Origin of the sequence: Desulfobacter sp. (genome assembly GCA_028768545.1) — a bacterium.
In the GTDB taxonomy this organism is placed as follows: Bacteria; Desulfobacterota; Desulfobacteria; order Desulfobacterales; family Desulfobacteraceae; genus Desulfobacter.
In genome coordinates this window covers 836578-856374 of record CP054838.1, presented here as the reverse complement: position 1 = coordinate 856374, position 19797 = coordinate 836578, and the positions used below count along the sequence as shown (strand labels likewise).

Annotated in this window: 20 protein-coding genes and 1 pseudogene; 17 read left to right on the top strand and 4 right to left on the bottom strand. The window is 48.7% G+C overall.

Features of this window, described 5'->3' with window-relative positions; all coding sequences use genetic code 11:
• Positions 1 to 6: 6 nt before the first annotated feature.
• From HUN05_04160 to HUN05_04150, 3 genes are read right to left on the bottom strand one after another with little or no spacing between them, the layout of a single operon-like run.
• The gene (locus HUN05_04160) at positions 7 to 678 is read right to left on the bottom strand and encodes an amino acid ABC transporter permease (GenBank protein WDP84440.1); all 672 of its coding nucleotides are present in this window, start codon (positions 676 to 678) and stop codon (positions 7 to 9) included.
• Positions 679 to 695: 17 nt separating this feature from the next.
• Positions 696 to 1430 carry an amino acid ABC transporter substrate-binding protein gene (locus HUN05_04155; GenBank protein ID WDP84439.1) on the bottom strand — a complete coding sequence of 245 codons (735 nt, stop codon included), beginning with the start codon at positions 1428 to 1430 and terminating at the stop codon, positions 696 to 698.
• Positions 1431 to 1482: 52 nt separating this feature from the next.
• On the bottom strand, positions 1483 to 2019 hold the full coding sequence (locus HUN05_04150; GenBank protein WDP84438.1) for a hypothetical protein: 537 nt from the start codon (positions 2017 to 2019) through the stop codon (positions 1483 to 1485).
• 589 nt (positions 2020 to 2608) lie between these two features.
• Here HUN05_04150 and HUN05_04145 point away from each other — a divergent pair.
• The 17 genes from HUN05_04145 (at position 2609) to HUN05_04065 (ending at position 18555) form a co-directional block, all read left to right on the top strand.
• Positions 2609 to 3046 carry an ISAs1 family transposase gene (locus HUN05_04145; protein WDP87918.1) on the top strand — a complete coding sequence of 146 codons (438 nt, stop codon included), beginning with the start codon at positions 2609 to 2611 and terminating at the stop codon, positions 3044 to 3046.
• A gap of 97 nt (positions 3047 to 3143) precedes the next feature.
• On the top strand, positions 3144 to 4313 hold the full coding sequence (locus tag HUN05_04140) for an IS4 family transposase (protein ID WDP87917.1): 1170 nt from the start codon (positions 3144 to 3146) through the stop codon (positions 4311 to 4313).
• Positions 4314 to 4327: 14 nt separating this feature from the next.
• Entirely contained in the window at positions 4328 to 5854 is a 1527-nt protein-coding gene (locus tag HUN05_04135) for a DUF2868 domain-containing protein (GenBank protein ID WDP84437.1), read from the top strand.
• A gap of 56 nt (positions 5855 to 5910) precedes the next feature.
• Complete coding sequence (locus HUN05_04130; GenBank protein WDP84436.1) at positions 5911 to 7125, top strand: ISL3 family transposase; 1215 nt, start codon at positions 5911 to 5913, stop codon at positions 7123 to 7125.
• Positions 7126 to 7212: 87 nt separating this feature from the next.
• Entirely contained in the window at positions 7213 to 8490 is a 1278-nt protein-coding gene (locus HUN05_04125) for a GTPase/DUF3482 domain-containing protein (protein WDP87916.1), read from the top strand.
• Positions 8491 to 8584: 94 nt separating this feature from the next.
• The gene (locus HUN05_04120; protein WDP84435.1) at positions 8585 to 9271 is read left to right on the top strand and encodes a GntR family transcriptional regulator; all 687 of its coding nucleotides are present in this window, start codon (positions 8585 to 8587) and stop codon (positions 9269 to 9271) included.
• A gap of 15 nt (positions 9272 to 9286) precedes the next feature.
• The gene (locus tag HUN05_04115) at positions 9287 to 10060 is read left to right on the top strand and encodes a 5-oxoprolinase subunit PxpA (GenBank protein WDP84434.1); all 774 of its coding nucleotides are present in this window, start codon (positions 9287 to 9289) and stop codon (positions 10058 to 10060) included.
• A gap of 206 nt (positions 10061 to 10266) precedes the next feature.
• A complete protein-coding gene (pxpB, locus tag HUN05_04110) occupies positions 10267 to 10980 on the top strand; it encodes a 5-oxoprolinase subunit PxpB (protein ID WDP84433.1) in 714 nt (237 codons plus the stop codon).
• Positions 10977 to 12005 carry a biotin-dependent carboxyltransferase family protein gene (locus HUN05_04105; protein ID WDP84432.1) on the top strand — a complete coding sequence of 343 codons (1029 nt, stop codon included), beginning with the start codon at positions 10977 to 10979 and terminating at the stop codon, positions 12003 to 12005. Before pxpB ends, HUN05_04105 begins: the two co-directional genes overlap by 4 nt.
• Before the next feature lie 75 nt (positions 12006 to 12080).
• The gene (locus HUN05_04100; protein ID WDP84431.1) at positions 12081 to 13064 is read left to right on the top strand and encodes a TRAP transporter substrate-binding protein; all 984 of its coding nucleotides are present in this window, start codon (positions 12081 to 12083) and stop codon (positions 13062 to 13064) included.
• Positions 13061 to 13537 (top strand): TRAP transporter small permease subunit, encoded by a 477-nt coding sequence (locus tag HUN05_04095; GenBank protein WDP84430.1) that lies wholly within the window; start codon positions 13061 to 13063, stop codon positions 13535 to 13537. The genes HUN05_04100 and HUN05_04095 overlap by 4 nt, the downstream gene beginning before the upstream one ends.
• Complete coding sequence (locus tag HUN05_04090; GenBank protein WDP84429.1) at positions 13534 to 14868, top strand: TRAP transporter large permease subunit; 1335 nt, start codon at positions 13534 to 13536, stop codon at positions 14866 to 14868. The genes HUN05_04095 and HUN05_04090 overlap by 4 nt, the downstream gene beginning before the upstream one ends.
• Before the next feature lie 141 nt (positions 14869 to 15009).
• On the top strand, positions 15010 to 15549 hold the full coding sequence (locus HUN05_04085) for a M20/M25/M40 family metallo-hydrolase (GenBank protein WDP84428.1): 540 nt from the start codon (positions 15010 to 15012) through the stop codon (positions 15547 to 15549).
• A gap of 48 nt (positions 15550 to 15597) precedes the next feature.
• Positions 15598 to 16290 (top strand): M20/M25/M40 family metallo-hydrolase, encoded by a 693-nt coding sequence (locus tag HUN05_04080; GenBank protein WDP84427.1) that lies wholly within the window; start codon positions 15598 to 15600, stop codon positions 16288 to 16290.
• Positions 16291 to 16309: 19 nt separating this feature from the next.
• Positions 16310 to 16969 carry a hypothetical protein gene (locus HUN05_04075; GenBank protein WDP84426.1) on the top strand — a complete coding sequence of 220 codons (660 nt, stop codon included), beginning with the start codon at positions 16310 to 16312 and terminating at the stop codon, positions 16967 to 16969.
• A gap of 162 nt (positions 16970 to 17131) precedes the next feature.
• Positions 17132 to 17611, top strand: coding sequence for a hypothetical protein (locus tag HUN05_04070; protein WDP84425.1), 480 nt, complete (start codon positions 17132 to 17134; stop codon positions 17609 to 17611).
• 467 nt (positions 17612 to 18078) lie between these two features.
• Complete coding sequence (locus tag HUN05_04065) at positions 18079 to 18555, top strand: hypothetical protein (protein WDP84424.1); 477 nt, start codon at positions 18079 to 18081, stop codon at positions 18553 to 18555.
• On the opposite strand, the pseudogene HUN05_04060 reads toward HUN05_04065, so the two are convergent.
• Positions 18499 to 19666: pseudogene (locus HUN05_04060) on the bottom strand (IS4 family transposase). The gene HUN05_04065 and the pseudogene HUN05_04060 overlap by 57 nt on opposite strands.
• Between the last annotated feature and the right edge of the window lie 131 nt (positions 19667 to 19797).

The window sequence follows — 19797 nt, the reverse complement described above, 5'->3', positions numbered from 1 at the left end:
CTTCGGCTAAACTGAGCTGAATTTCCCGCTGACCTTGAATTTTTTTTCAAGGTACCGGGATAAAAGAGAAACCGTATAGGTCATGATAAAATACATCAGCCCCACGGCCAGGTAAATTTCAAAGGGCCTGAACGTCCTTGAATAGACCATTTGGCCGGCCCGGGTCAGTTCGTTGATGGCCAGGACCGAGACCAGCGAGGTCTCTTTGAGCTGGGATGAAAATGAGTTTACCAACGCAGGAAGGGCCACCTGCACGGCCTGGGGCAGAATAATATGCCAAAGGGACTGAAACCGTGAAAGTCCCAGGGAGACAGCAGCCTCTTGCTGGCCCTTGTCCACCGCATACAGGCTGCCCCGGATAATCTCAGAAATATAGGCACCGCCGCATAATCCGATTCCCAGGTATGCGGCGGTGAAATTTTCCATTGAGATGCCCAGGGAGGGCAGCCCGTAATAGATGAAAAAAAGCTGAATCAACAAGGGGGTTCCCCGGAATACCTCTACATAGGGGGTGAGGATGAGGTTCAGCCAGCCGAGTCTGGACCTTGCGACCCCGACCATGGTCCCTAAAACCAGGGCAAATACAAAAGAAACCGAGGTGATTTTCAGGGTCATCATGGCCCCGAAAATAAGTTCCTCATGGTTTTCTAAAATAAGACTCGTCTGAAACCCGTCCATTTGTTTTTATCCGATTTTTAGTTGACGGTCAGCCACTTGTCGTGGATTCGCTGATGACTTCCGTCTGCCTTGATTTTTGCAATGGCCCGGTTGATTTCTGATTTCAGGGCAGAGGTGTTTTTGGGCAGGGCAATGCCGATCTCCGTTGAATGCAGAGGATCTCCCACCACCTTGAACGAGGGGTCTTTTTGGATCTGTACCGCAGCATAGGCAATTCCCGAGATCAGGGCGTCGATTCGTTTGAACTTTAAATCTAAAAACGCTTCTGTGGTGTAATTATAGGTTTTTGCCGTGCCAACCAGGTCTTTGATGCTGTTCAATGCCTTTTCGCTGGAGGTGGCCATCTGGGCGCCGACAATTTTATCTTTGAGATCGTTTTGTCCCTGAATTTGGGATTCATCCTTGCGAACCACCAGGACTTCGGTGAGATTCACATAGGTATCGCTGAAATCCACCATCTCCATTCTTTTGGGATTTTTACCCATGCAGGTGATCAGGATGTCATAATCCCCTTTTTGCAGGCCGGCAATCAACCCCTGCCATTCTCCGTCCTTGAATTTTACAGGGATATTCATCTCCTTGCCGATGGCATTGGCAAGGTCCACATCAAAGCCCTGGAAATCCCCTGTTTTGGTTTTAAATTCAAACGGGGGATACTGGGCGCAAAACCCGACCACAAGCTCACCTTTGTCCTGGACTTTTTGTAATGAAAGATCGGCACAAAAACCGTTTGCTGCCACGGCCAGAGCCATGAAAACTCATGCGGCAATGTTTAAAATATTTTTTTTAGTCATCTGTTTTTCCTTATTTTGCTGTGATTAATTGGGATGGATCACTTTCATCCACCGCCATGAAATTAATGGATAATCCTCTTTTTTCCAGCATGATTTTAAACTGGGTTAAAAAGACGCCGGTGCCCTGGAGATAGGTAAAATTTTTAAGCTGGTTTTCGACCATTTCTTTGTCCCGGATCACGCCGCCAACAAGTCCTGACGGGATTTTGGTAACCCCGCAATTGGGGCTGCCGTCGGCGCCGATCACACCGAGGATCTCATATCCGGCTGCGGTAAAGGCCTCGATCTGGTCCACAGAAGGCGCCAGGATCTTTTGGCAGTGACGTCTGTAATTGGGCTGGTTGTACTGCTCAAAACACATGCCCCAGCGGTTAACTCCCAGGTAGGAAGATTCAGGGCAGGGAAGCTGAACAATGCCGACTCCCTGTTCGATAAAGGTGTCCATGACTTGGCGCAGCACCCCGGGATAGACTGCCAGGGGACTGACCTTGGCATTGGCGTTGAGTATGCAGTGGCATACCACGATAATTTTTTTGCTTCTGTTCAAAATATCCTTCCTCAATTGATATGAATCTGATTAGGGCCAGGTTCGTTTGAATAAATCAAAAAAAATAGTTCAACTGGTCGGGGTAAATCAAATTGATAGTTTGAATGGGTTTGGCTGGTTTGTATTTGAAATATTGATATCTTGTTGGCTCATCCAAAATATACCCTGGTTAGGTCTGGCTCGGGCCGGTGAAATCGACTGTTTTAATCCGGTCTCTTTTCTTTTAATGCAGGGTCATCGCATGTAACTTTTATTAAGATTCGTCCTTACCCGGCTGGAATAGGTGAGGGGGATTCCGTTAAATCTTAAGCGGTCGTCCTGACCGCTTAAGAAGCGGAAATGATCGGACCTATGCCGTCCTGGCGGGCCGCTCATTTACGCCACTCCACCCCCTTCACCCTATCCCAGCCTGGCTCTCTTGGCTTGCTATAGTATATGAGCATCGAACAAAATTTTCCTAGACATCGCTGCACAGATACGATATATATGGCAATAAACACAAGGAGTTGCCAATGAACGAAAAAAATCTCTTGAAACTTTTTTTGACAATATTTAGGACCCCAGACACCACAATAAGCTTCATAATTTAATTGATGTCGTCATCATCGCAATTTGTGCGGTAGTTGCTGGCGCAGACACTTATGAGCAAATTGAAAACTTTGGCAAAAAGAGAAAAAGGTGGTTGTCAAAATTTCTAAGCCTTCCCCATGGGATACCCTCCCATGACACCTTTGGCAGAATTTTTGAAAGGATGAACCCGAATGAATTTCAGAGCAGTTTTATGCACTGGGTTCAGTCGGTTGCAAAGATGACCAAAGGTCAAGTCATTGCAATCGACGGCAAAACTCTAAGGCGTTCACACGATACCTCCAATGATAAGAAAGCCATTCATATGATCAGTGCGTGGGCTTCGTCTAATAAAATGGTTTTAGGGCAATTAAAAACCGAAGAAAAATCAAATGAAATTACGGCCATTCCAAATCTTTTAAAACTTTTCAGTAGTGTCCGGTTAGGTTGTTGCATATAAAAAGCATCTAAAATCATTGAAAAAACAGTCGGTTTTGTGTTGACAAATGTGCGTAAAAATTTTTGTGCGCCTTGAAAATTTAACTCAAGGAGCTCAAATGACGCACATCTCAGTCCCTAAAAAACAACTACGGTCCCTGAACTTTGACAATTTCAGGTGCCCTCTGATAAAGTCACTTTCAAAAGCACCGGAATTACAATCTCGAGGAGACCGCCCTTTAAAAATGACATTCGAAGACCAGATAAATGCTTTGGTTTATTTCCATCTTCAGGAGCACAAGTCTGCCCGACATTTAATTCAGGATCTCAAGGAGAATGTTTTTGCTAAAGAAAATATTGCGCCAAACGGTGGTATCAGCCGTAGTAGTTTCTGTGAAGCCATCAATCACAGGGGACTCGAACAACTGCAATTTATCTTTGAGGATCTTTATAAACAGGCTCTTGAGTGTCATCCGGGTGAACACGCCGAGTTAGGAGAGTTGGTTTCCATTGACGGTAGTCTCATAAATGCAGTCCTTTCAATGCACTGGGCGAACTACAGAAAAGGAAGTAAAAAAGCCAAAGTACATTGCGGATTTGACATTAATCACGGAATCCCAAACAAAATCTTTTTGACTGAAGGCAACGGCGCTGAACGCACTTTTGTTCCCAAAATACTTTCCAAGGGGCAAACAGGTGTTATGGATCGTGGATATCAATCCCATAAAGAATTTGACCTGCTTCAGGAGCAAGGCAAACATTTTGTCTGCCGTATAAAAACCAGGACAACAAGAACAATTATTGATAACCACGAGACCCCTTCCGACAGCTACATTTTTTATGATGCACTGGTTAAACTTGGTACTCCGAATCAAAACCAGACGAAAAGGCCTGTTCGGGTTGTTGGCTATAAAATTGCTGGCGTCAAATACTATGTGGCAACTGACAGGCATGATTTAACAGCGGAACAAATAGCAACAATTTATAAACTCCGGTGGACCATTGAGGATTTTTTCAAATGGTGGAAAGAACATCTGAAGGTATATCATCTCATTGCCCGCAGTGAATACGGCCTTATGGTTCAGATTCTTGGCGGCCTTATCACTTACCTGTTACTGGCAATCCATTGCCAAAAACAGTTTAATGAAAAGGTCACGATCAAAAGAGTTCGGCAGCTGCGAACCGCCATTCTAAATGACCTGTTTGGCTGCGAGGAGCAGGGCTCTCATAGTTCAAACAGGGACAATATTGTCAAAGATCAAAAAATTATTGAGCAAGCAAAAACCTAACCGGACATCACTGAATGGATCTGGACTATCTGATTCGCCTGGATGACACCCGGGCAGGAGAGGATCAGAACCGGGTCCGGGCCAGGGACCGGGATATATTTAACCAGATTGACACCCATGGCCTGGATGACAGGGGCCTGATCTTTGCCTGGCTTGAATTCCGCAAGCTTTTATTTTTTCACGAAACAAAAAATCCAGACCCGGCCCGGCTTCCGGGCAGCCTGTTTTTATCCTTGTATCAATGGACCTGTCGGGGCCTGGCCCTGGCAGGGATGGTTCTGGGCCTTGTTACGGCCTATTCTTTTTTGGCCTACCATGGCAGCCGGCCCGTGAATGTCACCTTGTTTATTGCTTTTTTTGTTATTTTCCAGGGCCTGCTTTCCCTGGCCTCAGCCGGGGTAATGATCCGTCGGATTCAAGGGGAAACATCGGGAAATACCCGGTCAGGCCCCTTTTTTATTCATGCCCTGATCTTTGAATTTTTCAAAAAACAATTTAAGCGTCTGGCCAAGGGGATTGGCCCGATGCCCGGGAAAGAAAATATACGGTCCATTTCAGAGGCCAAGGGGTTTTTCAAGCTGAATACCCGGGAATACCAGGGCATTTTATTTTGGCCTTTTTTTAGTCTCTCGTCTCTGGCAGCCTTGTTTTTTTCTTTGGGCGCCTTGTGCGGCACCCTTTTCCGTGTGCTGGTGACAGACCTGGCCTTTGGCTGGCAATCCACCTTGCTTCAGTCGGGCAGCCAGATTCATTCCCTGGTCTCTTTTCTGGCCCTGCCCTGGTCCTGGATTCTGCCCGAATCCATGGGGGTGCCGACCCTTGAACAGATCGAGGGCAGCCGGATTCTGCTCAAGGAGGGAATCTTGGGCCTGGCCACGGAACATCTGGTGGCCCGGAAAAGGGCTGTGGACCGGTTTGATTTCAGCCTGCCCCGGTATAAACGGCTGGTTGCAAGAATGCGGTCTCCCCAAATGGATATTAAGGTCCGGCACACCCGGGGGAGCATTGCCGCAAACAGGGCGCCCCTGCCTGATCCCTTTTTGGAAAATCCCTGCAACGAGGGGTGGGTAGAGGAGAAAAAAGAGAAGGTCCCTGTTAACGGGTATCAAAAGATTTCCGGGCTGGTGATTGGCTCTGCCCGGGTTTATCCGGAGTCGGCCATGGCATCGGCCTGCCAGGCCCTGGAAGCCCAATTGGGGGTAAATGTCACCCAGTCCTGCAGTCTCAGCCTTGATTTGGAAAAAGATTTATCCTTTCTTGAACCCCTGGTTCCAAGCCATGGCAAAGCACCTGTGATCATGCTTCAAGAAGTATGGCAGCCCCCTATCCGGGGAGTTCTCCATTATATTGTCCAGATCAGGCAATCCCTGTTTCCCGACCGGCCTTTTTGGATATTTTTAACCCAGACCCCTGGAGCGGATTCTCCTGGTGTGGACAATGAGGATATTAGGTTCATCAGAAAATCGCGTACCTGGACTGAGAAACATCACTGGGAAGGCAATAACACAGTAAGGATTTTTATGCTTGAAATGATGGTGTGAACATGATCATGTTCTAATTTTTTTGTGTTATTCGCACAAAATCGGAGAATGAATTAATGTCCACAAGCTTCATATACCATGCCTTTGGCCTTCGTGACTACTTTTATAAAACAACACGTTTCATCGGTGGAATAATCACTTTTGAACTCATACCAAAACCGGAGGCGGTAAAATGCCCGGAATGTAATTCCAGGTCCGTCACCAGGAAAGGGATTGTGACAAGAGATCTCAGAACAATACCGGTAGGTTCAAAACCCGTGATTCTCAGGACGGCTATCCAGAGAATTTGGTGTTCGTTCTGTCAATTTGTCCGGCAAATCAAACTATCCTTTGCCCAGGAGGGGAAAAGCTATACCCGGGCTTTTGAACGGTATGTCTTGGAGTTGTCTCAGTTCATGACAATCAAAGATATTGCCATCCATTTAAGGATCAGCTGGGATACGATAAAGCAGATCCAGAAAGAAGACCTGCTGAGGCGTTATCGAAATATCCCCCTTGAGAAAGTCCGGCAGATTGCCATAGATGAAATTTCCATAGGGAAAGGGCATAAATACTTGACCATCGTGATGGATCTGGAATCCGGTAGAATTCTGCACGTGGGAGAAGGAAAAGGTGGTGAAGCTTTGAAATCTTTTTGGACAAAAGTGAAAATATCGAAAGCAAAAATCAAAGCCGTCAGCATCGATATGTCCCCGGCATACTTGAGTGCTGTTATTGAAAATCTTTCTGGTTCAGCAATTGTCTTTGACAGATTTCATGTTGTTAAATTGTTCAATGAGAAACTGTCGGATTTCAGGCGAAAGCTCTACAACCTTCTTGCCAATACCGGGCAACAAAAACTTCTGAAGGGAGTCCGGTGGCTTTTGTTAAAAAATCCCGAAAACCTCAGTGATGACAAGAAGGAGGCCCAACGGTTAGAAGAAGCATTGAAAATAAATCAGCCGCTATTGGTAGTCTACTACATGAAAGAGGAACTCAGGCAAATATGGAATCAAAAGAAAAAAGAAACAGCTGAAAAGATAGTCAGCAATTGGATCAATCTGGCCAATATTTCCAAAATTCCAATGTTGATGAAATTTGCCAAGACCTTGGCTGTGCACAGGCAAAGAATCCTTTCATACTATGATTACAGGATATCTACAGGTCCTTTAGAAGGGACAAATAACAAGATAAAAACCATGAAACGGAAAGCTTATGGATACAGGGATTCGGAGTTTTTCAGGTTGAAACTTTTGGACCTTCACAATAAAAGGTACGCATTAATCGGATGAACCGGATATTAACTACCAGGTCTGGAAAACGGCTGTGGCTCAGATGAATGATCCCGATATTATTTTGGAAAGGTGGATGTCATGACCCTGGAATCCATACCTGAATTTGCAGTGCTGGGCCATCCAAACGAGGGCAAATCCTCGGTGGTCTCGACCCTGACCGAGAATGACAAAATTATGGTCAGCCAGGTGCCGGGTGAAACCACGGTTTCCAGCACCTATACCGTGAACATAGACCAGCGCGAGATTATCCGGTTCGTGGACACCCCCGGCTTCCAGGTGCCTTGCCAGACCCTGGCCTGGTTCAGGGAAAATCCCGGCCCTGATCTTTTGAACCGGTTTATTTCAAGGTTTGAATCAGACCCTTTTTTCGCAGATGAGTGCGAGCTGCTTGCACCGGTGGCCAAGGGGGCAGGCATTATCTATGTGGTGGACGGCGCAAGGCCGGTGAGGGAGGATGATCTGGCTGAGATGGAAATTCTCAGGCTCACGGGCCGGCCCAGGATGGCTGTGATCAATGCCAAATCCCGGGACCGGGATTATACTGACCTGTGGAAAGAAGAATTTGGCAAATATTTTAACGTGATCCGGGTTTTTAACTCCAACCAGGCAGATTTTTACGAGCGGATCCGAATGCTGGAAAGCCTTAAGGCCATTGATCAGGACTGGGAGCCGGGCCTGGAGCGGGTAATCCAGGCCTTTAAAGGGGAGTGGAACAAGCGGAACCGCCTGGCCTGTGCCTATATCACCCATGGAATTGAACAGGCTGTGGGCTTTTCTTTGTCCGGAAAACTGACCCGGGACATGGATCCGGCCGACCTTAAAGAACAATTGACCCTTACGTACCGCCAAGAGATCCGGAAGATGGAAAAAAAGATGTTTAACAGGATTAGGTCCCTGTTTCGCCATCATCTTTTTGATTATCCTCTGCCTGAGTATTCAATCCTTGGACATGATTTGTTTTCTGACCAGACCTGGGAAATGCTGGGCCTGACCCAAAAACAGCTGGCCACGGCCGGTGCCGTGGTGGGCGGGACCATGGGGGCGGTTCTGGACACGGCAGCGGCCGGCCAGGGAGCCAAAGGGCTTGGAGGGGACCGGGTCCAGGTGGGCCCCAATGAAAATCTTCAGTTTTTGTATGTTCTTATGGATCGGGCCCTTCTCTATTATACCCACATCACCCAACGCCCCCATGGCCGGAGGGATCTGCCGGATTCGGCAAAAACGGATAATTCCCGGAAAATGGGAATTTCGTCGACCCTGACCCTGACCCAGCAAAAAATTTGCCTTCGGTTTTTCAAGTCTGCCCGGAACAAAGGAGGGCTTCGGGCCCGGTATAGATCGATACGGTTTCAGCCTGGATAATGGAGAACTGCCTCTTTATATTTTAAATAGAATATACTTGAAATATATTTTTCCTTTCGATAACCTGATCCAAACCAATCAAAAAAGGTGGATCATGAAATTAAAGACGGAAAAAGCATCAAAGCAGCCCCTTGCCGTGACAGCCTACGAAGCCATTGTCCAGCGCATTATCTGTCTGGAATATCAGCCCAGCCAGCATTTGGAAGAGACCCAGCTCATGGCGGATCTGGGCATCGGAAGAACCCCTGTAAGGGAGGCTCTGGTCCGGCTTCAGGGTGAAAAAATGGTAGAGTCCCACCCCAATCGCGGGGTGATTGTCCGGCCCATCACCCTCCAGAACACCAAGGCCATGTTTGAATCCATGCGCATATTTGAAAACGGGGTGGCTGAGATTGCCCTGACAAAAAATTGCAGCATTGCTCTTGAAAAGATGAAAGCGGATAATCAGGCGATTCAGAGGGCCGTCCAGGAGGAGGACCTCCTGGGTATGGTTGAAGCCAATCATCAATTCCACATGGATTTTGCCGGATCGTCCCAGAATGAGTTCCTTATCCGGGCCACCCATGATGTGCGAAGCGAAGCAAAACGGCTCTCCTATCTCTCCTATAATACGATTATTGATTCGGACCAGAGTCTTGAAAGTCATTATGCCAGCGTGATCAAGGAGCATGATAAAATCATTTCATGCCTTGAAACCAAAAACATTCTGCCGCTGAGGGAATTGCTCAAACACCACATAGAAACGTTCAGGAACCGCATCATTCAATTTATGGTGTCCTGAGGTTAGAGGGGAAAAATGAAAACAATTGATTTGAATTGCGACATGGGTGAGAGTTTTGGAAATTATACCCTGGGCCTGGATGACCAGGTCATGCCTTATATCTCTTCGGCCAATATTGCCTGCGGCTGGCATGCCGGAGATCCCCAGGTCATGGATGCCACGGTTCAATCGGCCAAGGCCTGGGGGGTCATGGCCGGTGCCCATCCCGGATACCCCGATCTCATGGGGTTCGGCCGCCGGCATATGCGTTTGAGCCCCGAAGAAATTAAAGACTATCTGGTCTACCAGATCGGAGCTCTCCAGGCCTTTTGCCGGGTTCACAAGGTCAGGCTTCAGCATGTCAAGCCCCATGGGGCGCTTTATCTGGATGCCGTGGAAAACAAGGAAACAGCCCGGGCCGTGGCCAATGCCATCCTCAGTCTGGATCCGGACCTCTGCTTTGTGGCCCTGGCCGGAAAAAAAGGAGAGACCATGCGGAAAATGGGAGATGATTTGGGGCTGAAGGTTGTGTTTGAGGCCTTTCCGGACCGTGCCTATACCCCCCAGGGCACTTTGGTGCCCAGGAATGAGCCCAATGCCGTGATCTCGGATCCAGAACAGGTGGCCCAAAGGGCCATGGATATGGCCCAGGGGTTTGTGGTGGCCAGTGACGGGTCCCGCATCGATCTTGAGGTTCAAACCCTCTGCGTCCACGGAGACAATCCCAGTGCCGTGGATCTGGTCAGAAAGATTCGCACCGGGCTTGAATCCATGGGGATGGGGGTGGTCCCCATGGGCGCGGCCCTTTGATCTGCGGCCATGTCTGATCCTTGTCTTTTGTTTGCTCCGGGCAAGGGTTAATCCTGAGTGTTGGCGGCCTCTTCATGGCTTTTCCAGAGAAGGGTTTTGGTATAAAATATTTTAAATATACTTGACAATATTTTAAAATATATGACAAGTATATTTATTAGTGATTGTTTTCATCGGTTGAAAGGAATTTCAGACAGATTAGGGAAATGACACAAAATACAAACATTTTATATGCCGCACCGCGGTTCAAACTTGCCGGTGACAGGGGGCTGCTCATGGAGCTGGGCAATGTGATTGATCCTGGTGTGAATACACGGATCAGGGCCATGACCACTCGGATGGCAGAAAATCCTGCTTCAGGGGTGGATGAAATTATTCCCACCTATTGCGCCGTGATCCTTGTGTATGACCCGGTGGTGACCTCTCCTGACCGTTTGATTCCCTGGCTTGTCTCCCTTTATGAGACCCTGGATTCCATTGTTCTTGCAGCCCCTGATATTGTTGACCTTCCCGTCTGTTACCACCCAAGCCTCGGGCCGGACATGGCCCATGTGGCCCGGACCAACGGTCTTACCGCCCAAGCGGTGGTTGAAATTCATACGGCCCCGCTTTATCCGGTGTATATGATCGGGTTTACCCCTGGATTTCCCTATTTGGGCGGCCTTTCAAAAAAGATTCATACCCCCAGGCTCAGCTCTCCCCGAACCCATGTGCCGGCAGGCTCTGTGGGCATTGCCAATAATCAGACCGGGATTTATCCCATTGACAGTCCCGGGGGATGGCAGCTCATCGGCCAATGCCCGGTTAAATTGTTTGATCCTGCAAGGGAAAATCCCATTCTGCTCAAGGCCGGAGACCAGTTAAAATTTACACCCATCTCTCTGGACCGGTTTAACGAGATCAAAACGGGGGCGGCATGAAGGCGTTGAAGATCATCGCCCCCGGCCCTTTTACAACGGTTCAGGACCGGGGCAGATTCGGGTTTCAGCAGTTCGGGGTACCGCCCTGCGGTATGCTGGACAAAGAGGCCGGGGATCTGGCCAATTTACTGGTGGGCAATGATCCTGATGCCGCCGTGCTCGAATTTACCTTTTCAGGCGGCCAGATGGAGGCCTTGGATGAATTTGATATTTCCGTTACCGGAGGGGATATGGGGCTGTCCATTAACCAAAATCCCTGCCCTGCCTGGACCTCCCACCATGTCCGGCCCGGGGATATGATCCAATTGGGCCTGGTGAATACCGGGTGCAGGACCTATCTTGCCCTGACCGGAGGGATTGATGTCCCGGTGGTCATGAACAGCCGGTCTTCATATATCGGAGCCAAATTCGGGGGATTTAAAGGACGCATTCTTGCCCCGGGCGACGTTCTTGAACGGGGAGAGGGCCGACAACTGGCGTTCAGCAGAACAATTCCTGAAACCCTCGTTCCCCGATATCCTTCCAAGATTACCTTGAGGGTGGTTCCCGGCCCCCAGGAGACCTATTTTGATTCCGGCATGGAGACTTTTTTCACCCAGCCCTTTACCGTGACCCCCCAATCCAACCGAATGGGGTATCGGCTTGACGGCGCCAAGGTGTGCCGGAAAAAAAATATGCCCCAAAGCATCATCTCTGAGCCCAGCCTGCCCGGCGGGGTGCAGATCCCGGCGGACGGCCAGCCCATTATCCTTTTAGCTGAGCAGACCGTGGGCGGGTATGCTAAAATTGCCACGGTGATCTCGTCGGATCTTCCCAGGCTTGCCCAGGCGGTGCCCGGAAACCAGATCCGGTTTGAGCCTGTCTCCCTTGAACAGGCCCATGATATATACAGAGAAAAGATGAACGCCTTCCAGAAGTTGCAGAATGCCGACCTTGGGGTCAAATCGATTTTAACCCTGGGCAGGGATTTTTACGACCACTTGGTTTTCAGAGAGCGGATGGAAAAGTATATGATTCAGATTTAACCGGACCTGGATATCCCCTGGCCGGTGAGATTGTCGGGCCGGGGAATAATAATAATATATTTCAAAGGAGTGTTTATGAATACCTTGAAAAAAGCATTGATCATCACAGTCATGGCATGGTTTGCGGCCTCTCCCTCATGGGCTGAAAAAACAATGAAACTGGACTTGAACGCCGTCTACGGGGCCACAAGTTTCCACACCATGGGCGCCATGGATTTTGCCGCCCTTGCCAAGACCTATTCCAACGACAGCGTGGAGATTACGGTGCATCCCGGCGGCAGCCTCGGATTCAAGGGGCCTGAGCTTTTAAAGTCGGTCAAAGATGCACAATTGCCCATGAGTGATATTCTCATGGGGGTGGTGGCCGGCAGTGAACATGTGTTTGGTCTTTCCTCTTTGCCCCGACTGGCCGCCTCTTTTGCCGAGGCCAAGGCATTGTACGCAGACTCCAAACCCCTTTATGAAAAAGCCGCGGCCAAATGGAACCAGAAATTTCTCTATGCAGCACCCTGGCCCCCCTCTGGACTGGTTACCCAGAAAGCGGTTGCAGGTTCTGCTGATATCAAGGGCCTTAAAACAAGAACCTATGATAAAAACGGGGCCAATTTTTTAAGGGAACTGGGCGGAGCACCGCTCTCCCTGCCCTGGGGTGAGGTCTACTCCTCTTTGAGAACCGGGATGATTGATTCTGTCCTGACCTCTGCGGAATCCACTAAAAACGGGAAGTTCTGGGAAGTGCTCAACCATTTTACCAATATTAACTATGCCTTTCCTCTGAACATGGTTACCGTGAACATGGATTATTGGGACGCCATGTCCAAGAATCAGAAGGCTGCCATTCTCAAGGCCGCGGCAGAGACCGAAGCCAACCAGTGGAAAGCCTCTGAAACCAAGACCCTGGAAGCCCTTGCCATTATCAAGGAAAACGGGTTTACCATTGCCCAGCCCTCTGATGCGCTCAGTGCTGAAATGGACAAGGCCGCTGCCCTGATCGTTGAGGAATTTGCCAAAAAGGCAGACTCAAAGACCAAAGCATTGCTTAAAGCCCATACCAAATGAAAAAAATTATTGATCTAGTAGACAGGCTCTCCTTAGGGGGGGGCTGTTTATCCGCTTTGTTCATGGTGCTCATCGTCCTGGTCATTGCCGTGGAAATTTTGTTAAGGTCTGTCTTTAATACGTCTACCCTGATCTCGGACGAATATTCTGCCTATTTTTTTGTGGGGGTGGTGCTTCTCGGGCTTGCCTTTACCTTTAAAGAAGACGGGCATATTAAAATCACCCTGGTGACATCGGTATTGGGCGAAAAAGGGCAGGCGGTCCTGGACGTGTTGACCACGGCCGTGGCCATTGGAGTGACCAGTTTTGCCCTTTATTATGCATCCCTCATGGTCTATGACTCCTGGGCCCTTGGCATGCAGGCGGATACCATTTCCGAAACCCCTATCTACCTTTCCCAGCTGGTCATCCCCTTGGGGCTGCTGCTCTTTGATCTCCAGCTTGGGGCAAGGCTATTAAAGAGGCTCATATGATTTCCGATCCCTTGATTATGTCGGTTGTGCTTTTCGGCTTTATGTTTTTCTGCCTGTTTTCCGGGCTGTGGATCGGATTTTCCCTGCTCTGCACGGGGATTTTCGGAATGCTGGTATTTGATTTAAAGCTGCCGCCGGTGATTTCGGTCTGGGATAAAATCGGGGGGCTCCTGGCCAATTCCATTTATAATTCCACCAATTCATGGTCGCTGACCGCCCTGCCTTTGTTCATTCTCATGGGAGAGATCCTTTACAGGACCGCCATCTCCACCAAACTGCTCAACGGTCTTCTGCCCTGGCTCTCTAAAATTCCCGGCCGCCTGCTTCACATCAATGTTTTTGCCTGCTCTCTGTTTGCCGCGGTCTCCGGCTCCAGCGCCGCCACCACCGCCACGGTGGGCAAGATCACTTTGGATGAACTTTCCAAACGGGGCTATTCCAAGAATCTGGCCATCGGCTCCCTTGCCGGTGCCGGCACCCTGGGCTTTCTCATCCCCCCCAGCCTGATCATGATCATCTACGGGATTTTGTCCGACACCTCCATCGGCAAGCTGTTCATCTCCGGGGTCATCCCCGGGCTGTTCCTGGCCTCCTGTTATTCTTTGTATATCATGGCTGTTTCCCTGGTTAATCCCGGGGTGGTGCCGGAAAAAACAGAGAGCTATTCCCCGGAAGAGAAAATTTTAGCCCTAAAAGACCTTCTGCCGATTTTAGGATTGATCTTTGCCGTTCTCGGCGGCATCTACATGGGCATTACCACCCCGACCGAGGCGTCTGCCATCGGAGTCATCGGCGCCCTCATCCTTGCTTTGGCCTTTAAAAATCTGACCTGGGAAAATTTTAAAGAAGCCCTGGTCAATGCGGTCAAAACCACCTGCATGATCTGCTTTATTATCCTGGCAGCCTCATTCTTATCCCAGATCGTGGGGTTTGTCGGCATTGCCCGGGCCGTGAGCGTTTACATTGCAGGGCTGAACCTGTCCCCCTATGTGCTGATCTTTGTGGTGGGCCTGATGTATATTTTTCTGGGCATGATGCTGGACGGGATTTCCATTGTGGTCATGACCCTGCCCATTGTTCTCCCCATTGTGATCCAGGCGGGGTTTGATCCCCTCTGGTTCGGTATTTTTCTGGTGTTCATGGTGGAACTCTCCCAGATCACCCCGCCCGTGGGGTTCAGTATCTTTGTGATCCAGGGAATTTCCGATGAACGGGTGGGGACCATTCTCAAGGCCACCCTCCCGTTTTTCATTATCATGGTGCTCATGGTGGTGTTTGTGACCCTGTTTCCAGAAGTGGTCTCCTATCTGCCCGATAAAATGGTTCAATAAAATACTGGTTAGACCCATGCCGGCCTGTTTCAATCAGGTCGGCATGAATGGGCACCCGGGATAAATTAGCTCTTACTTGACAAAACCTGTGCCCATGTCCTATAGGTCAATTTCATCTTAATCTAAAGGACGGTTGATTCTATGCCTGTATTTTTGATTGTCGTGATTCTCTTGGCTGGGGTGGGGCTTGTCTGTTTTGTCCGGTACTTATCTGTAAAACGCGAATTTACCCTGCCCGATGATTTGGGCAAGGATGCGCCTGATTTACCTGAACCTGATTTTAACGGGTTTATCCAGCGGTTTTCCCGAATGATCCAGCTGCCCACAATCTCCTGGACCGATCGGAGCAAACGTGATCTTTCCCTGTTCCGTGCCTTTCAGGAGAGCCTGGTTGAAATGTATCCTGAGGTGCACAAGACAATGACCCGTGAAGTCCATGGGGATTTTGGCCTGATTTATCATTGGAAGGGGAAAAATGACCAAAAAAAGCCGGTCCTTTTTCTGGCCCATTACGATGTGGTGCCTGCCGAGGAAAAAGGGGATGAATCCTGGGATGAACCCCCGTTCAGCGGCCGGGTAAAAGAGGGGATCCTCTGGGGCCGGGGCACCCTGGACATCAAATGCCAGCTGGCCTTTCTCAAGGGCCGGCCTGCCGCATTGGTGGGCATGGCGGAAAAATGATTTGTCACTTTTAAGATTTCAGCATCCGGGGAGAGCGGCCATTCTTCCATGCCCGCAAAAGAGGGAACCGCCATTGGCCGGCTGGCCCAGGGCATTGCCCGCCTGGAGAAAAATCTGTTTCCCACCGGCCTTGATCCTGTGCTATCTCAGATGCTCAAAAGATTTGTCCCCCATGTCTCCACGGGGTTGGGCCTGGTATTTTCCAACCTCTGGCTGACCCGGCCCTTGATCCTTTATATTTTTTCAAAGAACAAGGTGACGGACAGTCTGATCCGGACCACCCAGGCCGTGACCGTGTTCAGGGCAGGGGAACAGGAAAATGTCCTGCCCAGCCAGGCGACCTGCCTGGTCAACCACAGGATTATGCCGGGGGATTCCATCGAGCAGATCCGCACCCGGCACAGAAAAACCCTGGCCGACCCGGGTCTCGTCATTGGGGATGCCGGGCACTGGCCCCCAAATGAACCCATCCCTTCAGGTCCTGTGGATGGTTCAGGGTTTAAACTTATTCAAAAGGTGCTTGCCCATACCCATCCCGGGGTGGTTGCCGTTCCTTTTCTGGTCAACGGGTCCACAGATTCCAAGTATTACCATGATCTGACAGACCAGGTGTTAAGATTTACCCCCCTGGTGCTGACTCCCGAGGATGTGGCCACCATCCACGGGGTCAATGAACGGGTCTCCCTGGAAAACCTTGAACAGGGACTGGCCTTTTACCTTCAGCTTTTTTCTCATCTTTAATACCCATAAGGATACTTTTATGACTGAAAAAACCGCCGACCAGACCGCTGCCCAGGACGATTCCATACTCAAAATCAGGCTCAAGCCTTTTCTGACTGCATTTGGGATTTTATTTTTGCTTATTATTTTTTCAGGGTTTTTAACCCGATGGATTCCGGCCGGGGCCTATGAACGGGTGGTAACCGAAGGCCGGATGGCGGTGGTGGCAGGTTCTTTTGACTACCTTCAGGACGCAGGCTATCCGGTCTGGCGGTGGTTCACCGCCCCGGTGGAGGTGATCTGGGGTGACAATTGGCTCATGGTCCTGGTGCTGTCTTTGTTCATGATTTTTCTGGGGGGCTCTTTTACCGTATTGGAACAGGGCGGGGTGATGCAGGAGATGCTGGCCCTGACCTTTGGATTTTCAGCGGCCGTGACCAATCCTTTTACCATTGCCGTGGCCCAGGACCTTTCTGATCTGCCCTTGTTTTCAGGCGCCTGGTTCAGGATCATTTTTTTCATTGCCACCTATATCCTTTGTTATTTCTTTGTCAGCCGATATGCCCGGAAAATAGAAAAAGATCCCAGTCTCTCTCCGGTCTACGATGCCGACTGCAGGATCAGGGACCGGTCTAGTGCGGAACAGGTTCTGGGCAGCCGTACCCAGGATGATCCGTCCAAGGTACGGGCGGCCATCTAGTTCGGCATCTGCCTGGGCATTGCCATTGTCTTCATGATTCTGGCCGGCCTGATCCCGGCCCTGCCGTCGGATGCGGCCTTTCCAACCGTGGCTCTGCTCTTTTTGATCGGGGGCGCAGGTGCCGGACGGATCATCGGCTATTCCTAGGGCGAACTGCTGAAGGTGCTCTCTTCAGGGGCCATGAACATGCTGCCCGGAATTGCCCTGATCCTCATGGCCATGAGCGTTCCCCATATCATGACCCGGGGCCATGTCATGGATACGATTTTATTTTACGCCTCCAATGCCATTGAAGGGACCAACCCCTACCAGGCGGGATTTTATATTTATCTGCTGACTTTGGCGCTTAACTTTTTTATCTCATTCGCCTCGGCCAAGGCCTTTTTGGTCATGCCCATCATCGCACCCCTGGCCGATCTTGTGGGCCTGACCCGGCAGACCGCCGTCTTTGCCTTTGATCTGGGGGACGGGTTTTCCAACATGGTCTTTCCCACCAATGCCCTGCTGCTCATCGGGCTTTCCTTTACCGTGGTCTCCTATCCCAGATGGATGCGGTGGACCTGGAAGATGCAGGTGGGCATTGCCAGTCTGTCCATGATTTTTCTCATGATTGCCGTGGCCATCAAATTCGGGCCCTTTTAACCCTTTTTTTGACCCCTGTCCTGAAAATTTCATCCTGATAATTTCAGGACAGGGTGAGGTCTTTTTTCAGCCGAAGATCCCGCCTCTATTCTTATTATTCCAATAAAAACTGTTATTATAGGAAATCATTGACATATTTTCTTTTAAAAAGCTATGATTGCAAACTTTTTTTGCCCTAACGTCCCGACCATATAAATTTATGGAAACAGTGGAATCTGACCATTGAAGTAAGATTGTTTTTTCAATGGAAAATTGGAATGGGTATTGCCATGTTCTGGCTTGCCCTGACCATCCACATATTGCCCAGAAGAACCGAGGAAGACCTTGCACGGTTCATATCCATTTGAAAAAATATATATCAAAGACGGAACATGGGGCTGTTTGATGATAAAATGTACAAGCCTTTTTAAGTGAACAAAATAATTATTTAAACATGATTGAAAACAAATACGAATTTAGGGGTGAATATGATGAATAAAAAGGTCCTCTCTTTTTTAATCCTTTTATTGTCCATGATGGTATGGGTTGAATCAGCGATCGCAAGCGATAGCACTCAGGAAATTAAAAATTTATTTAAGGGCTTTACCCCAGAGGAAGTGGAAAATTTTGACCTGAGCAAGGGTGATTCCTTTTTCTATGAGGCCGCAAAAATGGCGGTTGGAACATTCGGCTTAATAGATGATATTGAAAGCTCTGCCGGGTATGACATCGCATTGGAAGCGGCCCCTATCGTTCTTGATACATTCACAAAAAAAATGAGGTGCTCAATGAAATTGATCGACAGCAAGGCATGGTCAATCAATCTGAGGGGAAAAGGAACTTCTGCAGGGGCTAAAAAAGCGGTTAAGACAATGACCGATCAAATAAACAAACTCAGTGATGTCCGGTTAGGTTTTTGCTTGCTCAATAATTTTTTGATCTTTGACAATATTGTCCCTGTTTGAACTATGAGAGCCCTGCTCCTCGCAGCCAAACAGGTCATTTAGAATGGCGGTTCGCAGCTGCCGAACTCTTTTGATCGTGACCTTTTCATTAAACTGTTTTTGGCAATGGATTGCCAGTAACAGGTAAGTGATAAGGCCGCCAAGAATCTGAACCATAAGGCCGTATTCACTGCGGGCAATGAGATGATATACCTTCAGATGTTCTTTCCACCATTTGAAAAAATCCTCAATGGTCCACCGGAGTTTATAAATTGTTGCTATTTTTTCTGTGTTAAATCATGCCTGTCAGTTGCCACATAGTATTTGACGCCAGCAATTTTATAGCCAACAACCCGAACAGGCCTTTTCGTCTGGTTTTGATTCGGAGTACCAAGTTTAACCAGTGCATCATAAAAAATGTAGCTGTCGGAAGGGGTCTCGTGGTTATCAATAATTGTTCTTGTTGTCCTGGTTTTTATACGGCAGACAAAATGTTTGCCTTGCTCCTGAAGCAGGTCAAATTCTTTATGGGATTGATATCCACGATCCATAACACCTGTTTGCCCCTTGGAAAGTATTTTGGGAACAAAAGTGCGTTCAGCGCCGTTGCCTTCAGTCAAAAAGATTTTGTTTGGGATTCCGTGATTAATGTCAAATCCGCAATGTACTTTGGCTTTTTACTTCCTTTTCTGTAGTTCGCCCAGTGCATTGAAAGGACTGCATTTATGAGACTACCGTCAATGGAAACCAACTCTCCTAACTCGGCGTGTTCACCCGGATGACACTCAAGAGCCTGTTTATAAAGATCCTCAAAGATAAATTGCAGTTGTTCGAGTCCCCTGTGATTGATGGCTTCACAGAAACTACTACGGCTGATACCACCGTCTGGCGCAATATTTTCTTTAGCAAAAACATTCTCCTTGAGATCCTGAATTAAATGTCGGGCAGACTTGTGCTCCTGAAGATGGAAATAAACCAAAGCATTTATCTGGTCTTCGAATGTCATTTTTAAAGGGCGGTCTCCTCGAGATTGTAATTCCGGTGCTTTTGAAAGTGACTTTATCAGAGGGCACCTGAAATTGTCAAAGTTCAGGGACCGTAGTTGTTTTTTAGGGACTGAGATGTGCGTCATTTGAGCTCCTTGAGTTAAGTTTTCAAGGCGCACAAAAATTTTTACAAAGGGCGTTCAAAATTCTGTGTCAGTTGAATGAAAGCTGATATACTCAGCTAAATAAGGAGAACTGACATGACCGAAGAAAACAC

Excerpts from the sequence above, each read along its gene's own strand:
- HUN05_04160 (WDP84440.1), bottom strand. The coding sequence starts at position 678 with ATGGACGGGTTTCAGACGAGTCTTATTTTAGAAAACCATGAGGAACTT.
- HUN05_04155 (WDP84439.1), bottom strand. The coding sequence starts at position 1,430 with ATGGCTCTGGCCGTGGCAGCAAACGGTTTTTGTGCCGATCTTTCATTA.
- HUN05_04140 (WDP87917.1), top strand. The coding sequence starts at position 3,144 with ATGACGCACATCTCAGTCCCTAAAAAACAACTACGGTCCCTGAACTTT.
- HUN05_04135 (WDP84437.1), top strand. The coding sequence starts at position 4,328 with ATGGATCTGGACTATCTGATTCGCCTGGATGACACCCGGGCAGGAGAG.
- HUN05_04130 (WDP84436.1), top strand. The coding sequence starts at position 5,911 with ATGTCCACAAGCTTCATATACCATGCCTTTGGCCTTCGTGACTACTTT.
- HUN05_04120 (WDP84435.1), top strand. The coding sequence starts at position 8,585 with ATGAAATTAAAGACGGAAAAAGCATCAAAGCAGCCCCTTGCCGTGACA.
- HUN05_04115 (WDP84434.1), top strand. The coding sequence starts at position 9,287 with ATGAAAACAATTGATTTGAATTGCGACATGGGTGAGAGTTTTGGAAAT.
- pxpB (WDP84433.1), top strand. The coding sequence starts at position 10,267 with ATGACACAAAATACAAACATTTTATATGCCGCACCGCGGTTCAAACTT.
- HUN05_04105 (WDP84432.1), top strand. The coding sequence starts at position 10,977 with ATGAAGGCGTTGAAGATCATCGCCCCCGGCCCTTTTACAACGGTTCAG.
- HUN05_04100 (WDP84431.1), top strand. The coding sequence starts at position 12,081 with ATGAATACCTTGAAAAAAGCATTGATCATCACAGTCATGGCATGGTTT.
- HUN05_04095 (WDP84430.1), top strand. The coding sequence starts at position 13,061 with ATGAAAAAAATTATTGATCTAGTAGACAGGCTCTCCTTAGGGGGGGGC.
- HUN05_04090 (WDP84429.1), top strand. The coding sequence starts at position 13,534 with ATGATTTCCGATCCCTTGATTATGTCGGTTGTGCTTTTCGGCTTTATG.
- HUN05_04085 (WDP84428.1), top strand. The coding sequence starts at position 15,010 with ATGCCTGTATTTTTGATTGTCGTGATTCTCTTGGCTGGGGTGGGGCTT.
- HUN05_04080 (WDP84427.1), top strand. The coding sequence starts at position 15,598 with ATGCCCGCAAAAGAGGGAACCGCCATTGGCCGGCTGGCCCAGGGCATT.
- HUN05_04075 (WDP84426.1), top strand. The coding sequence starts at position 16,310 with ATGACTGAAAAAACCGCCGACCAGACCGCTGCCCAGGACGATTCCATA.
- HUN05_04065 (WDP84424.1), top strand. The coding sequence starts at position 18,079 with ATGATGAATAAAAAGGTCCTCTCTTTTTTAATCCTTTTATTGTCCATG.